Annotated in this window: 16 protein-coding genes, 1 tRNA gene and 1 pseudogene; 10 read left to right on the top strand and 8 right to left on the bottom strand. The window is 71.4% G+C overall.

Translation table 11 applies throughout. The features are described 5' to 3' along the window. Positions 1–122 precede the first annotated feature (122 nt). A complete protein-coding gene (locus ABT154_RS06895; RefSeq protein ID WP_351853780.1) occupies positions 123–1,931 on the bottom strand; it encodes a lytic transglycosylase domain-containing protein in 1,809 nt (602 codons plus the stop codon). A 286-nt stretch (positions 1,932–2,217) separates the two neighbouring features. Here ABT154_RS06895 and ABT154_RS06890 point away from each other — a divergent pair, with 286 nt between their 5' ends. Next, positions 2,218–3,153: a DUF4184 family protein gene (locus tag ABT154_RS06890; protein ID WP_351853777.1), complete on the top strand. Its 936-nt coding sequence runs from the start codon at positions 2,218–2,220 to the stop codon at positions 3,151–3,153. A gap of 214 nt (positions 3,154–3,367) precedes the next feature. On the opposite strand, the pseudogene ABT154_RS06885 reads toward ABT154_RS06890, so the two are convergent. Next, positions 3,368–3,661, bottom strand: a pseudogene (locus ABT154_RS06885) (serine hydrolase); the annotation flags it as partial. Between the two features lie 664 nt (positions 3,662–4,325). Continuing rightward, positions 4,326–7,037 carry a DNA polymerase I gene (polA, locus tag ABT154_RS06880; protein WP_502969455.1) on the bottom strand — a complete coding sequence of 904 codons (2,712 nt, stop codon included), beginning with the start codon at positions 7,035–7,037 and terminating at the stop codon, positions 4,326–4,328. Positions 7,038–7,158: 121 nt separating this feature from the next. On the opposite strand from polA, the gene ABT154_RS06875 reads away from it, so the two are divergent. The 7 genes from ABT154_RS06875 (at position 7,159) to ABT154_RS06845 (ending at position 16,404) form a co-directional block, all read left to right on the top strand. Further along, positions 7,159–9,432, top strand: coding sequence for an FdhF/YdeP family oxidoreductase (locus ABT154_RS06875; RefSeq protein WP_351853775.1), 2,274 nt, complete (start codon positions 7,159–7,161; stop codon positions 9,430–9,432). Positions 9,433–9,502: 70 nt separating this feature from the next. Next, a complete protein-coding gene (locus ABT154_RS06870; RefSeq protein ID WP_351853772.1) occupies positions 9,503–10,048 on the top strand; it encodes a PaaI family thioesterase in 546 nt (181 codons plus the stop codon). Between the two features lie 538 nt (positions 10,049–10,586). Then, positions 10,587–11,822, top strand: coding sequence for a branched-chain amino acid ABC transporter substrate-binding protein (locus ABT154_RS06865; RefSeq protein WP_317874355.1), 1,236 nt, complete (start codon positions 10,587–10,589; stop codon positions 11,820–11,822). A 102-nt stretch (positions 11,823–11,924) separates the two neighbouring features. Beyond that, a complete protein-coding gene (locus tag ABT154_RS06860; protein WP_056560876.1) occupies positions 11,925–12,854 on the top strand; it encodes a branched-chain amino acid ABC transporter permease in 930 nt (309 codons plus the stop codon). A gap of 5 nt (positions 12,855–12,859) precedes the next feature. Next, positions 12,860–14,689, top strand: coding sequence for a branched-chain amino acid ABC transporter permease (locus ABT154_RS06855; RefSeq protein WP_351853768.1), 1,830 nt, complete (start codon positions 12,860–12,862; stop codon positions 14,687–14,689). Between the two features lie 3 nt (positions 14,690–14,692). Continuing rightward, positions 14,693–15,691 (top strand): ABC transporter ATP-binding protein, encoded by a 999-nt coding sequence (locus tag ABT154_RS06850; protein ID WP_351853767.1) that lies wholly within the window; start codon positions 14,693–14,695, stop codon positions 15,689–15,691. Beyond that, the gene (locus ABT154_RS06845; protein WP_351853764.1) at positions 15,688–16,404 is read left to right on the top strand and encodes an ABC transporter ATP-binding protein; all 717 of its coding nucleotides are present in this window, start codon (positions 15,688–15,690) and stop codon (positions 16,402–16,404) included. Before ABT154_RS06850 ends, ABT154_RS06845 begins: the two co-directional genes overlap by 4 nt. A gap of 79 nt (positions 16,405–16,483) precedes the next feature. On the opposite strand, the gene ABT154_RS06840 is transcribed toward ABT154_RS06845, so the two are convergent. Then, on the bottom strand, positions 16,484–17,137 hold the full coding sequence (locus ABT154_RS06840; protein WP_317874352.1) for an ANTAR domain-containing response regulator: 654 nt from the start codon (positions 17,135–17,137) through the stop codon (positions 16,484–16,486). Between the two features lie 115 nt (positions 17,138–17,252). On the opposite strand from ABT154_RS06840, the gene ABT154_RS06835 reads away from it, so the two are divergent. Then, positions 17,253–17,325, top strand: a tRNA-Leu gene (locus ABT154_RS06835). Between the two features lie 40 nt (positions 17,326–17,365). Here the strand turns inward: ABT154_RS06835 and pyk are convergent. Together pyk and ABT154_RS06825 are read right to left on the bottom strand one after the other, a co-directional pair. Continuing rightward, complete coding sequence (gene pyk, locus ABT154_RS06830) at positions 17,366–18,793, bottom strand: pyruvate kinase (protein WP_351853761.1); 1,428 nt, start codon at positions 18,791–18,793, stop codon at positions 17,366–17,368. A gap of 146 nt (positions 18,794–18,939) precedes the next feature. Beyond that, complete coding sequence (locus tag ABT154_RS06825) at positions 18,940–19,623, bottom strand: SIMPL domain-containing protein (protein ID WP_351853758.1); 684 nt, start codon at positions 19,621–19,623, stop codon at positions 18,940–18,942. 158 nt (positions 19,624–19,781) lie between these two features. Between ABT154_RS06825 and ABT154_RS06820 the strand changes: the two genes are divergently transcribed. Beyond that, a complete protein-coding gene (locus tag ABT154_RS06820; RefSeq protein WP_351853757.1) occupies positions 19,782–21,581 on the top strand; it encodes a bifunctional metallophosphatase/5'-nucleotidase in 1,800 nt (599 codons plus the stop codon). Positions 21,582–21,587: 6 nt separating this feature from the next. Here the strand turns inward: ABT154_RS06820 and ABT154_RS06815 are convergent, their stop codons facing one another. Together ABT154_RS06815 and ABT154_RS06810 are read right to left on the bottom strand one after the other, a co-directional pair. After that, positions 21,588–23,003: a lysine N(6)-hydroxylase/L-ornithine N(5)-oxygenase family protein gene (locus ABT154_RS06815; RefSeq protein ID WP_351853755.1), complete on the bottom strand. Its 1,416-nt coding sequence runs from the start codon at positions 23,001–23,003 to the stop codon at positions 21,588–21,590. Continuing rightward, positions 23,000–24,382, bottom strand: a complete 1,383-nt coding sequence (locus ABT154_RS06810; RefSeq protein WP_351853753.1) for a pyridoxal phosphate-dependent decarboxylase family protein — start codon at positions 24,380–24,382, stop codon at positions 23,000–23,002. The genes ABT154_RS06815 and ABT154_RS06810 overlap by 4 nt, the downstream gene beginning before the upstream one ends. Positions 24,383–24,820 lie beyond the last annotated feature (438 nt).

Raw genomic sequence — 24,820 nt, 5'->3', positions numbered from 1 at the left:
CCGCGAGATGAGAACACGTTGTACCCGGGGAACGCGGAGCGCCGCCCCTCCGCCCGGTGGGCGGAGAAGCGGCGCGGGGAGGCGGCGCTGAGCGCGGGTGGTGTCCGGCCGAGGGCCCGGGGTCAGGCCGAGGGCGAGGAGGAGGGGGAGGAAGGGGAGGCGGAGGGGGTGGCCTCGGGCGAGCCGCTGCCGGACGGGGACGGGTCCGGGGAAGGTGTGGCCGGTGCCGTGACCGTCAGCTTGATCTCCGCGCTGCCTCCGCCGGGCGCGGTGAGGCGCAGCACGTAGTCGCCGGCCTTGTCGCCCGCGAAGAGCTCGGGGAGGGAGATCAGACCGCTCTCGTCGGTCGTGAGGGTGAGGGTGCGCAGGGGCTTGCCCGCCGCGTCCTTGAAGTACGGACCGTCGGCGCTCTCCTGGGTGTCCGCCGCCGAGGCGACGACCACGGCGGTGACGACGACTCCGGGGGCGAGCGCGCCTCCGTCGGTGGCCTTGACCTGCACCCGCTGGGCGTAGGCGGTGCCGGTGACGGCGGAGAGGGGGTCACCCGCGACCCGGGCGAGGGTGTCCGCCCGCCGCTCGGTGACGGTCGCGGTGAACTCGGTCGCGCCCAGGGTGCGGCCCACGACGGTGGCCTTGATCGTGAACGACCCGGTCTTCTCGCCGGCCTTCGGCAGGGGGGCCGTCGCGATGCCGGTGGAGCCCGTGGTGACGGTCGCGGTGGTCGAGCCGCCGGGGAAGCGGGTGTCGGTGGTCCCGGTGATCTCGAAGCGGATGTCGACCCCGCTGACCGGGGCGCCGACGCCGTCGAGCGCGGCGACTGCGGGGGCCTTGACGAAGGCGCTCCCGGTGGTCGCGGTCAACGGGCCCGTCGCGACGGGCGAGAGCCGGGTGACCTTGGCGGCGGCCGGGACGGTCGGCGGCTTGGTCGGCGTGGTGACCGGGGGCTTGACGGGGGTCGGGGGCTTGGTCGGCGGCGCGGTGGCATCGCCCGGGGTGCCCGGCTTCGGCTTCGGCTTCGGCGAGGGGGTCGCCGGGATCCGCGGCGGCGGCGAGGTGGGGGCGGGACGGTTGCCCTGGCCCCGGCCGTCGCTGCGGTCGACCGGGAGCACGCCCGTGCCGTCCGGGACCTGGTGGGTGCCGCGCTGGTAGTACGTGAACCAGGACAGGACCGTGTTCAGGTACTCCGTCGAGCGGTTGTAGCTGAGGATCGCCCGGTCGAGGTCGGCCTTGAGCGCCAGGTTGCGGTCGTTGGCGCAGAGGTACAGACCGGCGGCCTGGGCGGCGTCGTAGATGTTGTTCGGGTCCTTCTTCCCGTCGCTGTTGGCGTCCTGGCCCCAGGTAGCCCAGGTGGACGGGATGAACTGCATCGGGCCGACGGCGCGGTCGTGGGTCTTGTCGCCGTCGTAGGCGCCGCCGTCGGTGTCGGAGATGTTGGCGAATCCGACGCCGTCGAGGACGGGGCCGAGGATCGGCGAGAGCGTCGTGCCGTTGGCGTCGACCCGGCCGCCGCGCGCCTGGCCGGACTCGACCTTGCCGATGCCGGCGAGCAGCTGCCAGGGCAGGTTGCAGCCGGGGTCGGTGGAGCGGATCGACTGCTCGGCGCGCTGGTAGGCGGAGAACACGGACGCGGGTATGCCGGCTTCGGCGGGCCCGGTGAAGACCGGCGGAAGGGTGGGCATCGCCCCGGGCTTGTTCGGGGTGTTCAGCGGCGGGAGGTCCGTGTAGTACGGCGAGTCACCGGTGGCGGAACCGTCGCCGGACGGCGTCGCGGTGTCCCCGGCGCCGACGGAACGGTCGCCTCCGGCGTTGTCCGTGGGCGGAGAGACCGTCTCCGGAGCCTGCGAGGCGGCGAGCGCGGCGACCGCCGCGGCCACCACCGCACCGCTGGTGGCTCCCCTGCGCAGCCTGCGGCCCAAGTGCGTCGCTGACATGTCCGTGGTCCCTTCCCCCTCGACTCCGGCCCCACACTCCCCGCGTGCGACCCCTGGCGACCCTATGCCAACTCCAGCCCACCGGGCACCGGCGCCTGACCCTGTTTCACGCTTTCGTCACCTCTCGGCCGCTTCCGGACCGGACGCGTACCGGAACGGGCGCGGGCGGGACCGAAGGCGTACGGCACCGGAGGCGTACGGGAACCGGGGGGCGGGTCCGGGGCCTCTTCCTCTGCGGCCGACGAGGTGCCTCGGCCGTCACCACCGGAGCCTGGGGGACGTCCCGTTGCCGTTCACGCTGAGTCATGCCGCTGCCGTGCTGCCCGGACTGCGCCGGAACGGGACCGCGCGCGGGCCGCTGGTGGCGTCCGCGCTGCTCGCGGGCTCCTTCGCGCCCGACATGACCTACTTCGCCGCCACGGCCTTCCCCGGAGCGATGACCTTCGGGGACGTCACCCACTCCCCCGTCGGCATCGTCACCGCCGACGTGCTGATCACGACCCTGCTCGTGGGCCTGTGGCTGACCGTGCGCGAGCCGCTCGTGGCGCTGCTGCCCACCGGACGGCGCGGGCGGGTGTACGGGCTGGTCCGGGGCCTGCCCTGGCGTGACCGGCACCCCGCCGTGCTCGCCGGGTGGTTCGTCCTCTCCGCGGCGCTCGGCGCGACCACACACGTCGTGTGGGACTCCTTCACCCATATCGACCGCTGGGGCACGCGGGCGATCCCGGTGCTCGGCGACGTCGTCGCCGGGTTCCCGGTCTACCTCTACACGCAGTACGGGAGTTCGGCGCTGGCCCTGGGACTCCTCGGGTGGTTCCTCGCGCGGGCGCTGCGCTCCGCCGCTCCCGGCCCCGAGCTGCCCGCGGGGGTGCCGGTCCCGGACCGGCGGGGGCGGCTCCTGGCCGTCGGGCTGATCGGCGGCTGCGTCCTCGCCGGGATCGCGCACCGGGTGCTGCGCTGGGCCGCGTACTGGGGCTGGGACCGGATCGAGACGCCCCTGGACGTCATTCCGACGGCCTGCTTCGGCGCCGGCGCGGGGCTCGCCGTCGGGCTCGTGCTGTACGGGACGTGGGTACGGCTGTCCGCCCGGCCGGGCCGGGCCACCCCTGTTCCTTCGGGGGAAGCCGCCCTGTCGGAGGAAGCTGTTCCGTCGGGTCGGCCCGTTCCGGAGGGCGCGGGCCCGGCGTCTCGTGCGGGGCGCTCCCGTCAGGGGTATCGCTGATCTTCTCCGGCGGCGTGAAGCCCCGGGCCTCGGCGCCGCCGGAGAGGGCGCGGTGCACGACGAGGGCGACCCCCTCCAGGGTCCGTACGCCGTACCGCTTGGTGGGGTTGTCGTGGCTGAGGAGGGCGATCCGGTAGTCGATCGCACCGCCCGGGGCGGGGGCGGCCGGGCGCGCGAAGCCGATGCTGTGGACGCGCCAGGCGTGGGCGTCGCGGGACAGCCAGCCGTTCTTGAGGTGGACCTTGACCGTGGAGGGGGCTCCCGCGGAGACGCCCCAGGCCTGGCCGCGGACGACCTGGCCCATCAGGTCCATCGCCACGGCGCGGCGGGAGACGGCGGCGAGCAGGGCCAGTTGGTCGCGGGCGGTGGTGCGGGTGAGTCCCCAGTAGCGGTCGCGGCCGAGGACGGTGTCCTGGGCGCCGGCCTCCCGCAGCACCCTGTTCAGCCGGGCGCGGGAGAGCCCCTCCCACAGCTCGGATGCGGCGGTGTTGTCGGAGCGGGTGATCATCGCCTTCATCCGCCGGGATTCCACGGCGGTGGGCGCCCGGCCCAGTTCCTCCGCGCGGCCGAGGACGGCCTGCAGGATGAGGACCTTGGCGATGCTGGCGGAGTCGTAGGCCAGGGTGTCGCCGAGCCGGCAGCGCAGTCCGCGTCCGGGGTCGTGGACGGCGACGGAGACCGTGCCGTCGCGGCCCTTGAGGGCGGCCTCGATGTCCTGGGAGAGCCGGGCGGCGAGGGCGGGTTCGCGGGCCGAGGTACACAGGGCGGGGGCGCGGTGTGCCGCCGCGGGCCAGGACCAGGCGGTGGCGGACGCGCCGAGGAGGGCGCCGAGCAAGGCCCAGGTGGGGAGGTGGGGGCGGCGGCGCGGGATCATGCTGCCCAGTTTCGGGAGCGGGGGTGGTGGGCCGCCTTCTGACTGGTCCGACTGGCGCACAGGCGGCGGGGCCGGATCCGTACTGCCGCTACGCCCCTGCGCCTTGGCCCGCACTACCGGTGCGGTGCACGTGTGGTGCGGGTACGGGCGTAGGAGCCTCGGCCCGGCAAGGGGCGACGTCCCGTGTGCCCACCCTCCCCCAGACTTCGTCCGGGGGGACCCCCACGCCCCAGCGGGACGATTGCCCACACGGCGGCGGGGCGGCCGGCGCGGGTGGGGGCACCCGCGCCGGCCGGTGTCAGTGCGCCGCCGAGTCCCAGTTCGGGCCCACGCCTACCGAGACGTCCAGCGGGGCGCGCAGGTCGGCCGCGGCCGACATCTGTTCGCGGAGCAGGGCCTCGACCCGCTCGCGCTCGCCGGGGGCGAGTTCGAGCACGATTTCGTCGTGGACCTGGAGGAGCATCCGGGAGGCGAGGCCCGCCTCGGTCAGCGCCCGGTCGACCTTGAGCATGGCGACCTTGACGATGTCGGCGGCCGTGCCCTGGATCGGGGCGTTGAGCGCCATCCGCTCGGCGGCCTCGCGGCGCTGCCGGTTGTCGCTGTTGAGGTCGGGGAGGTAGCGGCGGCGGCCGAGCATCGTCTCGGTGTACCCGGTGGCGCGGGCCTCGTCGACGACGCGGCGCAGGTAGTCCCGTACCCCTCCGAAGCGCTCGAAGTAGGTGTCCATCAGGCCGCGGGCCTCGCCCGGGTCGATGTTCAGCTGCTGCGAGAGGCCGAAGGCGGAGAGGCCGTAGGCCAGGCCGTACGACATGGCCTTGATCTTGCGGCGCATCTCGGCGTCGACGGCGGACCGCTCGACGCCGAAGACCTGAGAGGCGACGGTGGTGTGCAGGTCCTCACCGGAGGTGAAGGCCTCGATGAGCCCCTCGTCCTCGGAGAGGTGGGCCATGACGCGCAGCTCGATCTGGCTGTAGTCGGCGGTCATGAGGGCCTCGAAGCCCTCGCCGACGACGAAGCCGTGCCGGATGGCGCGGCCCTCGTCCGTCCGCACCGGCACGTTCTGCAGGTTGGGGTCGGTGGAGGAGAGGCGGCCGGTGGCGGCGACGGTCTGGCTGAAGGTGGTGTGGATCCGGCCGTCGGCGGCGACGGTCTTGATCAGGCCCTCGACCGTGGAGCGCAGTCGTGCCTGCTCGCGGTGGCGGAGCATGATCACCGGCAGGTCGTGCTCGGTCTGGCCGGCCAGCCAGGCGAGCGCGTCGGCGTCCGTGGTGTACCCGGTCTTGGTCTTCTTGGTCTTCGGCAGGTTCAGCTCGCCGAAGAAGACCTCCTGGAGCTGCTTGGGCGAGCCGAGGTTGAACTCGTGGCCGACGGAGGCGTGCGCCTCCTTCACGGCCTGCTGCACGGCCCCGGCGAACTGCTGCTCCATGGCCTCCAGATGGTCGCGGTCGGCGGCGATGCCGTGCCGCTCCAGGCGGGCGAGGAGGGCGGAGGTCGGCAGCTCGACCTCGTGGAGCAGCTCGCGGGCGCCGACCTCGCCGAGCCGCTCCTCGAAGGCGCCCGCCAGGTCGAGGACGGCCCTCGCCTGGGTCATGAGGGCCTCGGCCTCGGCGGTGTCGTCGGCGCCGAAGGCGAGCTGTCCGTCGGCGGCGGCGGCCGGGGCCAGCTCACGGCCGAGGTACTCGACGGAGAGCGCGTCGAGGGCGAAGGAGCGGCGGCCGGGCTTGACGAGGTAGGCGGCGAGGGCGGTGTCCATGGTGACGCCCGCGATGCTCCAGCCGTGCTCGGGGAAGACCCGCATGGCGCCCTTGGCGTTGTGCAGGGCCTTGGGGCGGCCGGCGTCGGAGATCCACTCGGCCCAGGCGCGCTCGTCGGTCTCGTCGAGCGCGCTGGGCTCGAACCAGGCGGCGGCGCCGCCGGCGGCGGCGAGGGCGATCTCGCTCACGTTCCCCGTGCCGAGGGCCCAGCTGTCGACGGTGGCGACGCCGAGGGGCTCGGTGCCGTGCTCGGCGAGCCAGGGGGCCAGCTCGCCGGCGCCGAGGACGGTGCCGTCGATCTCGACCCCGGCGGCGGGGGCCGGGGCGGCCTCCTCGGCGGCGCCCGGGTCGACGGCGAGGAGCCGCTCGCGCAGCGAGGGGTTGCGGATCTCCAGGGTGTCGAGGACGAGGGCGACGGCCCCGCGGTCGTACGGCTCGCGGGCGAGGTCGGTCACCGTCTTCGGCAGCTCGACGTCCTTGGACATCTCGGTGAGCCGGCGGTTGAGCTTGACCGCTTCCAGGTGGTCGCGGAAGTTCTGTCCGGCCTTGCCCTTGACCTCCTCGGCGCGCTCGACGAGCTCGGCGAAGGAGCCGAACTGGTTGATCCACTTGGCGGCGGTCTTCTCGCCGACGCCGGGGATGCCGGGGAGGTTGTCGGACGGGTCGCCGCGCAGGGCCGCGAAGTCGGGGTACTGCGAGGGCGTGAGGCCGTACTTCTCCTGGACCTTCTCCGGGGTGAAGCGGGTCAGCTCGGAGACGCCCTTGGTGGGGTAGAGCACGGTCGTGCGGTCGGAGACCAGCTGGAAGGAGTCCCGGTCGCCGGTCACGATGAGGACGTCGAAGCCCTCGGCCTCGGCCTGGGTGGCGAGGGTCGCGATGACGTCGTCCGCCTCGAAGCCGTCGACGGCGAAGCGCGGCGCGTGCATCGCGTCGAGCAGCTCGCCGATCAGCTCGACCTGCCCCCTGAACTCGTCGGGGGTCTTGGAACGGTTCGCCTTGTACTCCGGGAACTCCTCGGACCGCCAGGTCTTGCGGGACACGTCGAAGGCGACCGCGAAGTGCGTGGGGGCCTCGTCGCGGAGCGTGTTCGCCAGCATCGAGGCGAACCCGTAGATCGCGTTCGTCGGCTGTCCGGTCGCGGTGGTGAAGTTCTCCGCGGGCAGCGCGAAGAACGCCCGGTACGCGAGCGAGTGCCCGTCCATGAGGAGCAGGCGGGGGCGGGTGTCTGCGGGGTTCTTCGATGCTGTCTCGGCCACACGACGATCCTGCCACGGACCGCTGACAATCCCGTCCACACCGGTGGGGTCCCGGGCTGTCGGTGCCGCGTGACAGGATCGGAGACGTACGACACAGGATTACCGCTCAAGGGAGAGCGCGATGGTCAGCAAGCCGCCGGTCGGCGACCCGGTCCAGGACGCACCGCAGGTCACGCCGCCGCAGCACGCCGCCGCCGGCCTGCCCGCGGTCGGTCACACGCTGCGGATCGCGCAGGAGCAGATGGGCACGCTGCGCACCGCCCGGACCCTGCTCAAGGTCAATCAGAAGGACGGTTTCGACTGTCCCGGCTGCGCCTGGCCGGAGGGCGACAAGAGGCATGTGGCGGAGTTCTGCGAGAACGGCGCGAAGGCGGTCGCCGAGGAGGCGACGCTGCGCCGGGTGACCCCGGAGTTCTTCGCCGCGCACCCGGTGGCGGACCTGGCGACCCGCAGCGGGTACTGGCTGGGGCAGCAGGGCCGGATCACGGAGCCGATGCTGCTGCCCGAGGGCGGCGACCGGTACGAGCCGGTGACCTGGGAGCGGGCCTTCGCGATCCTCGCGGAGGAGCTCCGGGCGCTCGGCTCCCCCGACGAGGCGCTCTTCTACACCTCGGGGCGTACGAGCAACGAGGCCGCGTTCCTGCTCCAGCTCTTCGCCCGCGAGTTCGGCACGAACAACCTGCCGGACTGCTCCAACATGTGCCACGAGTCCTCGGGCTCGGCGCTGACGGAGACCATCGGCATAGGAAAGGGCAGCGTCTCCCTGGAGGACCTGCACCGGGCGGACCTGATCATCGTGGCCGGGCAGAACCCGGGGACGAACCATCCCCGGATGCTCTCCGCCCTGGAGAAGGCGAAGTCGGCGGGCGCGCGGATCATCTCGGTGAACCCGCTGCCGGAGGCGGGGCTCGAACGCTTCAAGAACCCGCAGGGCATGCTCAAGGGCGCCGCGCTCACCGATCTCTTCCTCCAGATCAGGATCGGCGGCGACCAGGCCCTCTTCCGGCTGCTCAACAAGCTGGTCCTGGAGACGGCCGGGGCGGTCGACGAGGCGTTCGTCCGCGAACACACCCATGGGTACGAGGAGTTCGCCGAGGCGGCGAAGGCGGCCGACTGGGACGAGACGCTCACCGCGACCGGTCTGACGCGCGCCGAGATCGAGCGGGCTCTCGAGCTGGTGCTCGCCTCGGAGCGGACGGTGGTCTGCTGGGCGATGGGGCTCACCCAGCACAAGCACTCCGTGCCGACCATCCGCGAGGTGGTCAACTTCCTGCTGCTGCGCGGGAACATCGGCCGGCCGGGCGCCGGGGTGTGCCCGGTGCGCGGCCATTCGAACGTGCAGGGCGACCGCACGATGGGGATCTTCGAGCGGCCCGCGCCCGCCTTCCTGGACGCGCTGGACAAGGAGTTCGGGATCGTCTCGCCGCGCCACCACGGCTTCGACGTGGTGCGGTCGATCCAGGCGCTGCGGGACGGCGAGGCGAAGGTGTTCTTCGCGATGGGCGGGAACTTCGTCGGCGCGACCCCGGACACCGAGGTCACCGAGGCCGCGATGCGGAACGCCCGGCTGACCGTGCACGTGTCGACGAAGCTGAACCGCTCGCACACGGTCACGGGCACGCGCGCGCTCATCCTGCCCACGCTCGGGCGTACCGACAAGGACGTGCAGAAGAGCGGCAAGCAGTTCGTGACGGTCGAGGACTCGATGAGCCTGGTGCACGCCTCGCGCGGCAATCTGCCGCCGGCGGGCCCGCGTCTGCTGTCGGAGCCGGCGATCGTGGCGCGGCTGGCGCGCGCCGTCCTCGGAGCCGGATCGGCCACGCCCTGGGAGGAGTTCGAGGCGGACTACGCGACGATCAGGGACCGCATCGCGCGCGTGGTGCCCGGTTTCGAGGACTTCAACGCACGGCTCGCGGCGAACCCCGGCGGCTTCGCGCTGCCGCACGGGCCGCGTGACGAGCGCCGTTTCCCGACGAAGACGGGCAAGGCCAACTTCACGGCGGCGCCCGTGGAGTACCCGCGGGTGCCGGAGGGGCGGCTGCTGCTCCAGACGCTGCGCTCGCACGATCAGTACAACACCACCATCTACGGTCTGGACGACCGCTACCGGGGCATCAAGGGGGGCCGCCGGGTGGTGCTGGTGCATCCGGAGGACGCGGCGGCGCTGGGCTTCGCCGACGGCGCGTACGCGGATCTGGTGAGCGAGTGGACGGACGGCAGCGAGCGGCGGGCGCCCGGCTTCCGGGTGGTGCACTACCCGACGTCACGGGGGTGCGCCGCGGCCTATTACCCGGAGACGAACGTGCTGGTGCCGCTGGAGTCGACGGCGGACGTCAGCAACACCCCCGCGAGCAAGTCCGTGGTCGTCCGTCTGGAACAATCCCCTTCCGCCTAAGCGTTTGCTCAGGCGGTATCAGCAGCCGTACGAAGAGCAGTCGCCGTACGAAGACGAACGGAGCCGGCCCATGGGTGAGCAGCAGCACGTGACGTTCCCGCAGGAGGTCATCGACGAGTACGCGGCGCTGGGCGTCGACCTCCCGGCGCTCTTCTCCGCCGGGCACCTGGGGAACCGGATGGGTGTCCAGATCGTGGAGGCGTCCGCCGAGCGGGTGGTCGGCACGATGCCCGTGGAGGGGAACACCCAGCCGTACGGTCTGCTGCACGGCGGCGCGTCGGCGGTGCTCGCCGAGACGCTGGGCTCGGTCGGCTCGATGCTGCACGGCGGGTCCTCCCGGATCGCCGTGGGCGTCGACCTGAACTGCACCCATCACCGCGGGGTGCGCAGCGGGCTGGTGACCGGTGTGGCGACCCCGGTGCATCGGGGTCGGACGACGGCCACGTACGAGATCGTGATCAGTGACGAGCAGGGCAACCGGGTCTGCTCGGCGCGACTGACCTGTCTGCTGCGCGAGGTCACCGCGAAGGACGCCGCGATGCCGGCCGGCGGCGGCCCCGCCGCGGGCGGGGAGCCGGGCTCCGGCGCGGGCGCCGCGGTGACCCCGGGCGCCTGACCAGCGACGGACCACGAAGGGGGCGGCACCCGTAGGTGCCGCCCCCTTCGGCGTTCCCGCCCGTCCCCCGCCCGTCCCCCGCCCGCCCGCTCGTCACGCTGTGTCACATGCACACGAGGGGCCCCGACCAGAAGCGGAAGGGCCGGTTCGTCCGCTCAGGTTTCTGCCGTTGTCCGATATCCGGAGAGTCCGCTGAGCGGACCGTCAGTACCAAGAATCGCTCAAGCCCCTTAGCGGAACTGGGCGTTCTCAGTATGTGAACACCGCGTTAGCGACCCCTATGCCCCGGTATTCCCAGGCGCCGCGCACACTCTTCCCCCCTCGGCATAACAAGACAGTCACATCCTGACCTCGCCGCTCCCCGACCCTCCCCACCTGCGCTTAGAGTCACCGCCAGTCACCGCGCCGCCGGGCGCGTTCTACTGCACGGCCCTGTACCAAACCCAGTACGGCCCGGCGTTCCAAAACGGCACCCCTCGCTCCGCAGCTTCACGGCACCGCCTCTTCCGAGGGGGCCGCGCCAGGGAAAGGACCCTTCGTGCGAAACCGTTCGTTGCTCATACTCACCACCGCGGTCACCGCGGGAGCGCTCACGCTCACCGCCTGTGGTTCTCGCGACGACAAGGGTGGCGCGGCCGAGAACGGTGACGGCGGCAACGTCACCGTGACCATCGGTCTCGACGCGCCCCTCACGGGTGAGCTGTCCGCCCTCGGCCTCGGCATCAAGAACTCGGCCGACCTCGCGGTCAAGACGGCCAACGAGAAGGCCTACGTCAAGGGCGTGACCTTCAAGCTGGAGACCCTGGACGACCAGGCGCAGCCCTCCGCCGGCCAGCAGAACGCCACGAAGTTCGTCGCCGACAAGGGCGTCCTCGGCGTCGTGGGCCCGCTGAACTCCTCGGTGTCCGAGTCGATGCAGAAGGTCTTCGACGACGCCAAGCTGGTGCAGGTCTCCCCGGCCAACACCAACCCGTCCCTGAGCCAGGGCCCCAACTGGTCCACCGGTGACAAGAAGCGCGGCTACAAGTCGTACTTCCGTACCGCGACCACGGACGCCATCCAGGGCCCGTTCGCCGCGCAGTACGTCTTCAACAAGGCCAAGAAGACCAAGGCCTTCATCATCGACGACAAGAAGACCTACGGCGCCGGCCTCGCGGGCACCTTCAAGGGCGAGTTCGAGAAGCTCGGCGGCAAGGTCCTCGGCACCGAGCACATCAACCCGGACACCAAGGACTTCTCCGCGGTCGCGACCAAGGTGAAGAGCTCCGGCGCCGACGTCGTCTACTACGGTGGCGAGTACCCGGCCGCCGGCCCGCTGGCCAAGCAGATCAAGGAGGCCGGCGCGAAGGTCACCGTCGTCGGCGGCGACGCGATCTACAGCCCCGAGTACGTGAAGCTGGCGGGCGCCGCGGCGGCCGAGGGCGACATCGCCACCTCCGTCGGTTCGCCGATCGAGTCCCTGCCGTCCGCCAAGGAGTTCCTGGCCAACTACAAGGCCAAGGGCTACAAGGAGGCCTACGAGGCCTACGGCGGCTACGCCTACGACTCGACCTGGGCGGTCATCGAGGCCGTCAAGAAGGCCACCGAGGGCAACGGCGGCAAGGTCCCGGAGCGCGCCAAGGTCGTCGAGGCCATGCAGGGCGTCTCCTTCGAGGGTGTGACCGGCAAGGTCTCCTTCGACGAGTTCGGTGACACCACCAACAAGCAGCTGACCGTCTACAAGGTCACGGGCGGCGCGTACAAGCCGGTCGAGTCCGGCACCTTCGGCGGCTGATCCTCAGCAGTCCCACTCTCAGCACCACCTTCATCGCGCGGGGGGCCGCACCAGGCGCCCCGCGCGGTGTCACATCCGTCGAAAGTCTCGGAGGACAATGCGGTGAACGAACTGCCGCAGCAGCTGGTCAACGGCCTGCTACTGGGATCCATGTACGGGCTGGTCGCCGTCGGCTACACGATGGTCTACGGCATCGTCCAGCTCATCAACTTCGCCCATGGCGAGATCTTCATGACCGGCGGCTTCGGGGCGCTCACGGTCTGGCTCATCCTGCCCGGCGGCACCACGATGTGGGTCGCGCTGCCCCTCATGATCATCGGTGCCGTGCTCGTCGCGACGACGATAGCCGTCGGGGCCGAGCGCCTGGCCTACCGCCCGTTGCGCGGTGGCCCCCGCCTCGCCCCGCTCATCACCGCGATCGGTCTCTCGCTCGCCCTCCAGCAGGCCGTCTGGACCTTCTACCCGGAGGCGAAGTCCGCCCGGACCTTCCCGCAGATCCCCGGCGGTCCGATCGAGCTCGGCCCGGTCACCATCCAGACCGGCGACGTCTTCCTCCTGATCGCCGCCCCCATCTGCATGGCCGTCCTCGCCTTCTTCGTGATGCGCACCCGCGTCGGCCGCGGCATGCAGGCCACGGCGCAGGACCCGGACACCGCGAAGCTCATGGGCGTCAACACCGACCGGATCATCGTGATCGCGTTCGCCCTCGGCGCCGCGTTCGCCGCGGTCGGCGCCGTCGCCTACGGCCTCAAGTACGGCGTCGTCGACTACAAGATGGGCTTCCTCCTCGGACTCAAGGCGTTCACCGCCGCCGTCCTCGGCGGCATCGGCAACATCTACGGGGCCATGATCGGCGGTGTCGTCCTCGGCGTCGCGGAGACCATGGCGACGGCGTACATCAGCCACATCCCCGGTATGGATCAGCTCGGCGGCCAGTCCTGGGCCGACGTCTGGGCCTTCGTACTCCTCATCGTCGTACTCCTCGCCCGGCCACAAGGCCTCCTCGGCGAGCGCGTCGCGGACAGGGCGTGAGCACCATGACCACCATCTCCGAGAACACCACGGCGGCAACGGCTCCCACCACCGACGCGACCGGCCTCATCGGCTTCGTGCCGGCCAAGGCCGCCCGCGCCCTCGCCCTCGGCGGCGGCGTCCTCACGGTCGCCAGCTGCTTCCTCTCCTGGACCTGGACGCCCCGCTTCCCCGGCGACCTCACGTTCTACGGCTCCCCCGCCGGCCTGCAGATGCAGGTCCTGGTCCTGGGCCTGCTCACCGTCCTCTTCGCCCTCTCGTCGTACGGCGTCAAGGGCACCCGCTGGCTGACCCCGGCCGGCGGTGACGCGGCCCTCAAGCTCGCCGCGCTCGCCTCCTTCGGCACCGCCTGGTTCACGGTCGGCGCCATCAGCATCGAGCTCGGCGGCCCGGTCAACCTGGAACCGGGTGGCGCGATCCTCGCACTCGCCACCCTGCTCGGCCTCCTCGGCGCCCTCGCCCTCCCCTTCGAGCGGCCGAAGCTGCTGCCCGTGGACCCCGAGGACTCCGGCTGGGACCAGTTCAAGCACGACATGAGCAACAACTGGGCCACCTTCAAGGCGGCCTTCGCCACCACCGGTTCGGTGCGCCGGCTGCCCACGATGCACTCCTCCCTGGAGATCCTGATCATCGCGGGCGTGCTCGCCGTGGCGCTCGGTGTCTTCACCTACGGTGTCGGCACGGAGTACGACGAGCTGTTCCTCGGCTTCCTGATCACGGCCGGCCTCGGCTTCGCCGCGCTCAACAAGTCGGGCCTCGTCGCGCAGGCCACGCAGCTCACCGGCAAGCACCAGAACCTGTCCATCGCGGGCGCGTTCACCGCCGCGGCGCTCTTCCCCTTCACCCAGACCGACGACCAGTACGCGACGCTCGGCGTCTACATCCTGATCTTCGCCACGGTCGCCCTGGGCCTGAACATCGTCGTCGGCCTCGCCGGTCTCCTCGACCTCGGTTACGTCGCCTTCCTCGGCGTCGGCGCCTACGCCGCCGCCCTCGTCTCGGGCGCCCCGACCTCCCCGTTCGGCCTGCACTTCCCCTTCTGGGCGGCCATCCTGGTCGGTGCGGCGGCCTCCCTGGTCTTCGGTGTCCTCATCGGCGCCCCGACCCTGCGGCTGCGCGGCGACTACCTCGCGATCGTCACGCTCGGTTTCGGTGAGATCTTCCGGATCACGGTGAACAACACCGACGGCACCTCCGGTCCCGACATCACCAACGGCTCCAACGGCATCGCGTCCATCCCGAACCTGAGCATGTTCGGGTTCGACTTCGGCGCCGAGCACGTGATCGGCGGCTTCACCATCGGCCGCTTCGCGAACTACTTCTTCCTGATGCTGCTGATCATGGCGGTCGTCGTGCTGGTCTTCCGGCGCAGCGGCGACTCCCGTATCGGCCGTGCCTGGGTCGCCATCCGCGAGGACGAGACCGCCGCGCTCGCCATGGGCATCAACGGCTTCCGGGTCAAGCTCATCGCCTTCGCGCTCGGCGCCTCGCTGGCCGGTCTCGCGGGCACGGTGCAGGCGCACGTCACCTACACGGTGACCCCGGAGCAGTACCTCTTCGCCGGTCCCATCCCGCCCAACTCCGCCTTCCTGCTCGCGGCCGTCGTCCTCGGCGGCATGGGCACCATGAGCGGTCCCCTGGTCGGCGCGTCCCTGCTCTTCCTCATCCCGAACAAGCTCCAGTTCATGGGCGAGTACCAGCTGCTGCTCTTCGGCGTCGCGCTGATCCTGCTCATGCGCTTCCGCCCGGAGGGCATGATCGCCAACCGGCGCAACCAGCTGGAGTTCCACGAGAAGGACGAGACGCCCGCCACGCTCGCCAAGGCAGGTGCCTGAACCATGACGACCACCACCACCAAGGCCGAGGCCACCGCCGAGCCGGCCGCCCGCGAGACCGTGCTCGACGCGCGCGGGGTCACCATGCGGTTCGGCGGCCTCACCGCCGTGCGCGATGTGAACCTCACCGTGAACAGCGGCGAGATCGTCGGTCTCATCGGCCCCAACGGCGCCGGCAAGACCACCTTCTTCAACTGTCTCACCGGTCTCTACATCCCGACCGAGGGTGAAGTCCGGTACAAGGGCACGGTCCTGCCGCCCACGTCCTTCAAGGTCACCGACGCCGGCATCGCCCGTACCTTCCAGAACATCCGTCTCTTCCACAACATGACGGTCCTGGAGAACGTGCTCGTCGGACGCCACACCCGGATGAAGCAGGGCCTCTGGTCCGCGCTGCTCCGGCTGCCCGGCTTCCGGAAGACCGAGGCCGAGGCGTCGAAGCGGGCGATGGAGCTGCTGGAGTTCATCGGCCTCCAGGACAAGGCGCAGCACCTCGCGAAGAACCTCCCGTACGGCGAGCAGCGCAAGCTGGAGATCGCCCGCGCCCTCGCGAGCGACCCCGGTCTGATCCTGCTCGACGAGCCCACCGCCGGCATGAACCCGCAGGAGACGCGGGCGGCGGAGGAACTCATCTTCGCCATCCGGGACATGGGCGTCGCCGTGCTCGTCATCGAGCACGACATGCGGTTCATCTTCAACCTCTGCGACCGGGTCGCCGTGCTCGTCCAGGGCCAGAAGCTGATCGAGGGCGACAGCCAGACCGTGCAGAGCGACGAGCGGGTCATCGCCGCGTACCTGGGCGAGCCGGTCGAGTCGGAGAAGCCCCCGGTCGCGGAGCCCGACGCCCCGGAGGCCCCCGCGGCCGAAGAGGCTGACGAGGCCCCCGCCGACGACGAGACCGCCGAGGCCGGCGCGAGCGAGGACGCCCCCGGGGCCGCCGCCGAAGAGTCCTCGGAGGACACCCCGCACGACCCTGCTTCGGGCAAGGAGAACGACGCATGACCGCACTGCTCGAAGTCGAGGACCTGCGCGTCGCCTACGGAAAGATCGAGGCCGTCAAGGGCATCTCCTTCTCCGTCGACGCCGGTGAGGTCGTCACCCTCATCGGCACCAACGGCGCCGGGAAGACCACCACCCTGCGGACCCTCTCCGGGCTCCTCAAGCCGGTCGGCGGCCAGATCAAGTTCGAGGGCAAGTCCCTCCGCAAGATCCCCGCGCACAAGATCGTCTCGCTGGGTCTGGCCCACTCCCCCGAGGGCCGCCACATCTTCCCCCGGATGTCGATCGAGGAGAACCTGCTCCTCGGCGCCTTCCTCCGGAAGGACACCGCGGGCATCGCCAAGGACGTCCAGCGCGCCTACGACCTCTTCCCGATCCTGGGCGAGCGTCGCAAGCAGGCGGCCGGCACGCTCTCCGGCGGTGAGCAGCAGATGCTCGCCATGGGCCGGGCGCTGATGTCCCAGCCGAAGCTGCTCATGCTCGACGAGCCCTCGATGGGTCTCTCGCCGATCATGATGCAGAAGATCATGGCGACCATCGCCGAGCTGAAGTCCCAGGGCACCACCATCCTGCTCGTCGAGCAGAACGCCCAGGCGGCGCTGGCCCTGGCGGACCAGGGTCATGTGATGGAGATCGGCAGGATCGTGCTCTCGGGCACGGGGCAGAACCTGCTCCACGACGAGTCCGTCCGCAAGGCGTACCTCGGCGAGGACTGAGCACCACGAACCGAAGGCCCGCCCCACAGTGCTTCCGTGCTGTGGGGCGGGCCTTCTCGTGTTCGGGGCGCGGGGCCGGCTACTGACCCTTGGCCGCCTTCTTCTCCTCGGCGTCCTCGATGACCGCCTCGGCGACCTGCTGCATCGACATGCGGCGGTCCATGGAGGTCTTCTGGATCCAGCGGAACGCGGCCGGCTCCGTCAGCCCGTACTGGGTCTGCAGGACCGACTTGGCACGGTCCACCAGCTTGCGGGTCTCCAGGCGCTGGGAGAGGTCCGCGACCTCCTGCTCCAGGGCGCGCAGTTCGGAGAAGCGGGAGACGGCCATCTCGATGGCGGGCACGACGTCGCTCTTGCTGAACGGCTTCACCAGGTACGCCATGGCGCCGGCGTCCCGGGCCCGCTCGACGAGCTCGCGCTGCGAGAAGGCGGTGAGCATGAGGACCGGGGCGATGGACTCGCCCGCGATCTTCTCGGCGGCCGAGATGCCGTCGAGGACGGGCATCTTCACATCGAGGATGACGAGGTCGGGGCGGTGCTCGCGGGCGAGCTCGACGGCGGTGGCGCCGTCGCCTGCCTCACCGACGACCGTGTAGCCCTCTTCCTCCAGCATCTCTTTGAGGTCGAGGCGGATGAGGGCCTCGTCCTCGGCGATGACGACGCGGGTCGTCAGCGGCGGGACGTGCGACGTGTCGGCGTCGTCGGCGGGCTGGGGCGACTCGGGGGCGGTCACGCGGGCTCCTCGTTCGATGGCCTCGTTCCGAGGCGGATACAGCTCCCCATGAGCCTACCCACCTCCTGTAAGGTAGGGACACGGCGGGTGATCACCGACCTTCGTTTCGAAGGATGCCCCGGTAGCCCAGCGGAAGAGGCAGTGGTCTCAAACACCATACAGCGTGGGTTCGAATCCCACCCGGGGCACTTTACCTTTGATTCCAAGGTTTGAGACGAATAGCCCGTCCTACGTCAGAGCCTCTCCGATGTGGTGCACCCGGACCAGGTTCGTCGACCCCGCGACACCCGGCGGGGAGCCCGCCGTGATGACCACGATGTCGCCCTTCCGGCAGCGGCCGATCCGCAGCAGTTCCTCGTCCACCTGGGCCACCATCGCGTCCGTCGAGTCGACGTGCGGGCCGAGGAAGGTCTCGACGCCCCAGGTCAGATTGAGCTGGGAGCGGGTCTCCGGCTCCGGGGTGAAGGCAAGCAGCGGGATCGGCGAGCGGTAGCGGGACAGCCGCTTGACCGTGTCGCCGGACTGCGTGAAGGCCACCAGGAACTTCGCGCCGAGGAAGTCGCCCATCTCGGCCGCCGCGCGGGCCACCGCGCCGCCCTGGGTCCGGGGCTTGTTCCGCTCGGTCAGCGGCGGCAGACCCTTGGCGAGGACGTCCTCCTCGGCGGCCTGGACGATCCGGCTCATGGTGCGCACGGTCTCGATCGGGTGGCGGCCGACGCTGGTCTCGCCGGAGAGCATCACCGCGTCGGTGCCGTCGATGACGGCGTTGGCGACATCGCTCGCCTCCGCGCGGGTGGGGCGGGAGTTGTCGATCATCGAGTCGAGCATCTGGGTGGCGACGATGACCGGCTTGGCGTTGCGCTTGGCCAGCTTGACGGCGCGCTTCTGGACGATCGGCACCTGCTCCAGGGGCATTTCGACGCCCAGGTCGCCGCGGGCGACCATGATGCCGTCGAAGGCGGCGACGATCTCCTCGATGTTCTCGACGGCCTGCGGCTTCTCGATCTTGGCGATGACGGGCAGCCGGCGGTCCTCCTCGTCCATGATCCGGTGCACGTCGTCGATGTCACGGGCGCTGCGGACGAAGGACAGGGCGATGACGTCGGCGCCGACGCGCAGCGCCCACCGCAGGTCCTCGATGTCCTTCTCGGAGAGGGCGGGGACGGAGACGGAGACACCGGGGAGGTTGAGGCCCTTGTGGTCGGAGACCATGCCGCCCTCGATGACCAGGGTGTTCACCCGGGGGCCCTCCACGGAGGTGACCTCCAGGGTGACGCGGCCGTCGTCGACGAGGATGCGCTCCCCGGCGGTCACGTCCTCGGCGAGGCCCGAGTAGGTCGTCCCGCAGCAGTGGCGGTCACCCTCCATCGGCTCGACGGTGATGGCGAACTCGTCACCGCGTTCAAGGAGTACGGGACCTTCACGGAAGCGGCCGAGGCGGATCTTCGGGCCTTGAAGGTCGGCGAGGACGCCGACACTCCGGCCGGTCTCGTCGGAGGCCTTGCGGACGTGCCGGTAGCGCTCCTCGTGCTCGACGTACGAACCGTGGCTGAGATTGAGGCGGGCCACGTCCATTCCGGCCTCGACCAACGCCTTGATCTGGTCGTATGTTTCGGTGGCGGGCCCAAGGGTACAAACGATTTTCGCTCGGCGCATGGGTCGAGCCTAGGCCTTACCCACCAGTAGCGAGTTGGCGGGACATGACTACTCAACAACCTTTCCGTGAAAGGCTGTTGACAAGTCTTGAATCTGTGCACCGGGGTGCTCCGATGAGCGATTTCCGCGCCCCCGCGCCCCCCGTCTCAGAGCGCGGGCGGCCGCATCGTGAACCGTGCCACGACCTCCGCCGTGACCGTCTGCCGCTGCGGCTCCAGGTCGAGCGCCGGGGCCACCCCGGCCGCCTCCGCCGCGAAGGCGACCGGCCCCCCGCCGTACCCCATGTCCCTCGACATCGGGCCCCGGTCCGCGCCGGCGTCCGACAGTTCGAGGAGTGAGGCCAGTGAGGTGCCGAGCGCCTCGGCGTACGCCCGCGCCCGCTGCACCGCCTCCGTCACCGCGAGCCGGCGCGCCTCCGCGTACGCCGGGGAGTCCGGCCGCAGCGCCCACCACGGGCCCTCCACGCTCGTCATCTCCAGATCGGCCAGCCGCGCCACCAACTCCCCGAGCACCGTGAAGTCGGTCAGCTCGGCCTTCACCAGGACCCGGCCCCGATAACTCTGCACCCGCTCGCCGCGCCCGCGCCTGCCGAGGTCCGGGGCGATCGACAGGCTGCCCGTCTCCACCTTCTCCACCGACGTGCCCTGCGCCTTGAGCAGATCGAGCACCCGGGCGTTGCGCCCGGTCAGATCGGCGAGCGCCGCCGCCCGGTCCGTCCCGCGCACGGCGACCGTCACCCAGACCTGGGCCAGCTCGGGATCGACCTCCAGGCGGCCCTCCCCACGGACCGTCACCTGGGGCGCCTCGGGGGTCGGGTGTTCCTGCGTCATCGCGGGCTCCTCCAGGTACGGCTTCGGCGGTGTCACCGAACACTTTCCCACTCCGTAACCCGAAAGGTCTGTTGCCGAGGTGACTCCTGAGCCAGAATCTACGCGCGTTGTGTGCCGCAGTCGGCGCCGATGTCACTGAACCAAGGGGAGAGAAGAACATGCCGCTGAACCGCAGGACGTTCCTGGAGCGCACCGCCGCCGCCGGGGCCGGAGTGGCCGTCGCCGGAGCCGTAGCCGTTCCCGCCGAGGCCCACGGGCCCGGCCGCCCGCGTCCGCAGAAGCGGTACTCCTTCACCGTGATGGGCACGACCGACCTGCACGGCAACGTCTTCAACTGGGACTACTTCACGGACAAGGAGTTCGACGACAAGGCCCACAACGACGTCGGCCTCGCCAAGATCTCCACCCTCGTCGACCAGGTCCGCGCGGCCAAGGGCCGCCGCAACACCCTGCTCATCGACGCCGGTGACACCATCCAGGGCACCCAGCTGTCGTACTACTACGCCAAGGTCGACCCGATCACCGCCCGCCGCGGCCCGGTCCACCCGATGGCCCAGGCCATGAACGCCATCGGCTACGACGCCGCCGCGCTCGGCAACCACGAGTTCAACTACGGCATCCCGGTGCTGCGGAAGTTCGAGGAGCAGTGCGACTTCCCGCTGCTCGGCGCCAACGCCCTCGACGCCAAGACGCTGCGCCCGGCCTTCGCCCCGTACAGCATGCACCGCCTGCGCACCCCGCACGGCAAGGACGTCACGGTCGCCGTGCTCGGCCTGACCAACCCCGGCATCGCCATCTGGGACAAGGCGAACGTCAGCGGGAAGATGGTCTTCCCCGGCCTCGAGGAGCAGGCCGCGAAGTGGGTGCCGAAGCTGCGCTCGATGGGCGCCGACGTGGTCGTCGTCTCCGCGCACTCCGGGTCCAGCGGCACCTCCTCGTACGGTGACCAGCTCCCGTACGTCGAGAACGCGGCCGGGCTCGTCGCCGAGCAGGTGCCGGGCATCGACGCGATCCTCGTCGGCCACGCGCACAGCGAGATCCCCGAGTACCGGGTGAAGAACAAGGAGACCGGCAAGGACGTCGTCCTGTCCGAGCCGCTCAAGTGGGGCCAGCGCCTCACCCTCTTCGACTTCGACCTGGTGTGGGAGAAGGGCCGCTGGGTCGTCGAGAAGGTCGGCGCGCAGGTCCTCAACTCCAACACGGTGGCGGAGGACCCGGAGATCACCGGGCTGCTCGCGGACGAGCACAAGAAGGTCGTCGCGTACGTCAACCAGGTCATCGGCACCTCCACCGCCGCCATGACCACGGCCGACGCGCCGTGGAAGGACGAGCCGATCATCGACCTGATCAACGTCGTCCAGGCCGAGACGGTGAAGGCGGCCCTCGCGGGCGGCGCGTACGCGGCCCTGCCGGTGCTCTCGCAGGCCTCCTGCTTCTCGCGTACGGCCCGCATCCCGTCCGGTGAGATCACCATCAAGGACGCCGCCGGCCTGTACCCCTTCGAGAACACCATGGAAGCCCGGCTGATGACGGGCGCCCAGCTGAAGGACTACCTGGAGTACTCGGCGAGGTACTACGTCCAGACCCCGGCGGGCGCGCCCGTCGACACCGCGAAGCTGACGAACGCGGACAACACCCCGGACTACAACTACGACGCCGTGTCCGGTCTGACCTACGAGATCGACATCGCGAAGCCGACCGGCTCCCGGATCGTGAACCTGGCCTTCGAGGGCGAGCCGCTCGACCCGGCGGCGAAGTTCGTCCTCGCGGTGAACAACTACCGGGCGAGCGGCGGCGGCGCGTTCCCGCACGTCGCGGGCGCCCAGCAGCTGTGGGCGAACTCGGACGAGATCCGCAACACCATCATCCAGTGGGTGAAGACGAAGGGGACGGTCGACCCGGGCACCTTCGCGTCGGTGGACTGGAAGCTGACCCGGGACGGCGTGCCGGTGTTCTAGCCCCGGCTAGACGATCTGTGTGAGGGGCGTCAGCTTCCGGTCCTGGGACGGGATGCTCGGCGCCTCTCGCGCCTCCAGGCCGAAGCGGGTGAAGGCGGTCCTGCGGGGCAGCGGGTACGGCTCCTTGCCGGTGACCGCGTTGAGGATGGTCGCGCTGCGCCAGGCCGCGAGGCCGAGGTCGGGGGCACCGACGCCGTGGGTGTGCCGCTCGGCGTTCTGGACGTACACGGAGCCGGTGACGGAGGGGTCCAGGACCAGCCGGTAGTGCTCGTCGATCCGGGCGCGCCCCGCGGAATCGTGCCGCAGGTACGGGTCGAGCCCGGCCAGCATCCGGTCCACCGGGCGCTCCCGGTAGCCGGTAGCGAGGACGACTGCGTCGGTGGTGAGCCGCGAGCGGCTGCCCTGCTGGAGGTGCTCCAGGTGCAGTTCGACCCGGGTGGTGGCGACGCGGCCCGCCGTGCGGACCCGGACGCCGGGGGTGAGGACGGCGTCCGGCCAGCCGCCGTGCAGGGTGCGGCGGTACAGCTCGTCGTGGATGGCCGCGATCGTCTCGGCGTCGATGCCCTTGTGCAGCTGCCACTGCCGGGGCATGAGTTCGGCCCGTACCGGCTCGGGCAGGGCGTGGAAGTAGCGGGTGTAGTCGGGGGTGAAGTGCTCCAGGCCCAGCTTGGAGTACTCCATCGGGGCGAAGGCCTCGGTGCGGGTCAGCCAGTGGACGCGCTCGGCTCCGGCGGGGCGGGCCCTGAGCAGGTCGAGGAAGATCTCGGCGCCGGACTGGCCGGAGCCGATGACGGTGACGTGCCCGGCGCGCAGCAGGGTCTCGCGGTGGGTGAGGTAGTCGGCGGAGTGGATCACCGGGACGCCGGGGGCATCGGCGAGCGGCCTCAGCGGCTCGGGGACGTACGGTGCGGTGCCGACGCCCAGGACGACGTTCCGGGTGTAGGCGCGGCCCAGGGCCTCCGCCTCGCCGTCCGGGTCGATCTGGGTGAAGTCGACCTCGAACAGACGCCGTTCGGGGTTCCAGCGGACCGAGTCGACCTGGTGGCCGAAGTGCAGTCCGGGCAGCCGCTCGCTGACCCAGCGGCAGTAGGCGTCGTACTCGGCTCGCTGGATGTGGAACTTCTCGGCGAAGTAGAAGGGGAAGAGGCGCTCACGGCTCTTCAGGTAGTTGAGGAAGGTCCACGGGCTGGCCGGGTCGGCCAGGGTCACCAGGTCGGCGAGGAAGGGGACCTGGAGGGTGGCGCCCTCGATGAGGAGCCCCGGGTGCCACCGGAAGGCCGGCTTCTGCTCGTAGAAGGTGGCGGCGAGTCCGCCGGGGACGCCGTGCGCGAGCGCCGCGAGCGAGAGGTTGAAGGGGCCGATGCCGACGCCCACCAGATCGTGGGGGCGGTCGAGGTCGTCCTTGGGGGTGCTGCCGGTCATCGGTGCGCACTGCCTTCCACGAGGGTGATGAGCTGAGCCAGGTCGCCGGGGGTGGCGTGGGGGTTGAGCAGGGTGGCCTTGAGCCAGAGCCGGCCGTCGGCCTCGGCGCGGCCGAGAACGGCGCGGCCCTCGGTGAGGAGGGTGCGGCGGATCGCGGCGACCGTGGTGTCCTCGGCGCCGCTCGGCCGGAACAGGACGGTGGTGAGCGTCGGCCGGGCGCGCAGGTCGAGCCCCGGCGCCTTCTCCACCAGGTCGGCGAGGTCCCGGGCCCGGTCGAAACAGGCGTCGACGAGGGCGCCGAGCCCCTCGCGGCCGAGGGCCCGGAGGGTCACGGCGGTCTTGAGGACGTCCGGGCGGCGGGTGGTGCGCAGGGAGCGCCCGAGCAGGTCGGGCAGGCCCGCGTCGGTGTCGTCGTCGGCGTTGAGGTAGTCGGCGGTGTGCCCGAGGACGGCGAGGTCGTCGGCGTCGCGCACGGCGAGGAGTCCGGCGGCGGCCGGCTGCCAGCCGAGTTTGTGCAGGTCGACGGTGACGGTACGGGCGCGGGCCAGGCCGTCCAGGAGGTGCCGGTGGGTACGGCTGAAGAGGGTGGGGCCGCCGTAGGCCGCGTCCACGTGGAACACGGCGTGCCGCGCCTCGCAGAGCTCGGCGAGGTCCGGGAGCGGGTCGATCAGGCCCTCGTCGGTGGTGCCGGCGGTGGCGGCGACGAGGACGGGGCCCCGGAGGACCGCCAGTGTCGTGTCGAGGGCGGCCGGGTCGAGCGTCCCCCGGGGCGTGGGCACGACGACCGGCTCGGGCAGGCCGAGGAGCCAGGCGGCGCGGTGGAAGGAGTGGTGGGCGTTGGCTCCGACGACGGTACGGAGGGCCGGGCCGTGGCGCTCCCTGGCGAGGAGCAGGGCCAGCTGGTTGGACTCGGTGCCGCCGGTCGTGACGAGGGCGTCGGGCCGGTCTGCGGCGGGGAAGACCTCGGCGGCGAGCGCGGCCGTCACCAGGGCCTCCAGGGCGGAGGCGGCGGGCGCCTGGTCCCAGGAGTCCATGGACGGGTTCAGCGCGGAGGCCGCCAGATCGGCGGCGGCGGCGAGGGCGAGGGGCGGGGTGTGGAGGTGGGCGGCGCAGAGGGGGTGGGCGGGGTCGGCGGCGCCTTCCGCCAGGGCGTGCACGAGGGTGCGGAGGGCTTCACCGGCGCCCCGGCCCGTCTCCGGGAGCGGCTCCCCGAGGGCCTCGCGGACCCGCCGTGCCGCCGCCTCCGGACCGCCGGCCGGGAGGGGGCCGCCCCTGCTGTGCGCCCCTTCCCGGAGGGCGTCGAGGACGGTGTCGAGGAGGGGGCGGAGGGCGTCGGCGCCGGGGGCGCCTCCGGCGAGAGGTGGGGGTGCGGCACGCATGGACGACAGGGTGCCGGGGGTTGTCGGGGTTTGTCCGGGGAGTGGGGTCGCTGTGACCCGAACGGGGGATGGGACGCGGGGCGGCAGGAAACCCCGCTGCGGCCTCACGCCCGCCGGGTCGCGGGCCGCACGCCCACCGCGTTGCGGGCCGAGCCCCGCCCCGGGCTGCGTCCGCCGCGTTGTGGTCTCCGCCCCACCCGGGCTGCGCCCGCCCCGTTGTGGGCCGCACGCCCGCCTCGTTGTGGGCCTTCGTTCCGCTGGGGCGGAACGGGTGGGCACAACGGACGTCGCCCCTTGCCGGGCCTAGGCTTCCGCGCCTGGACCCGCACCACCTGTGCACCGCGCTGGTGGTGCGGGTCAGGGCACAAGGGGCCGAGGCACGGCCAAGTGCGCCGTCCCGTGTGCCCACCCGTCCCTCCCCCAAGGACTTCGTCCAGG

The organism is Streptomyces sp. NPDC001728 (genome assembly GCF_040297565.1).
In the GTDB taxonomy this organism is placed as follows: Bacteria; Actinomycetota; Actinomycetes; order Streptomycetales; family Streptomycetaceae; genus Streptomyces.
The sequence above is the reverse complement of the archived record's forward strand: the minus strand, read 5'-3'. Positions and strand labels throughout refer to the sequence as shown.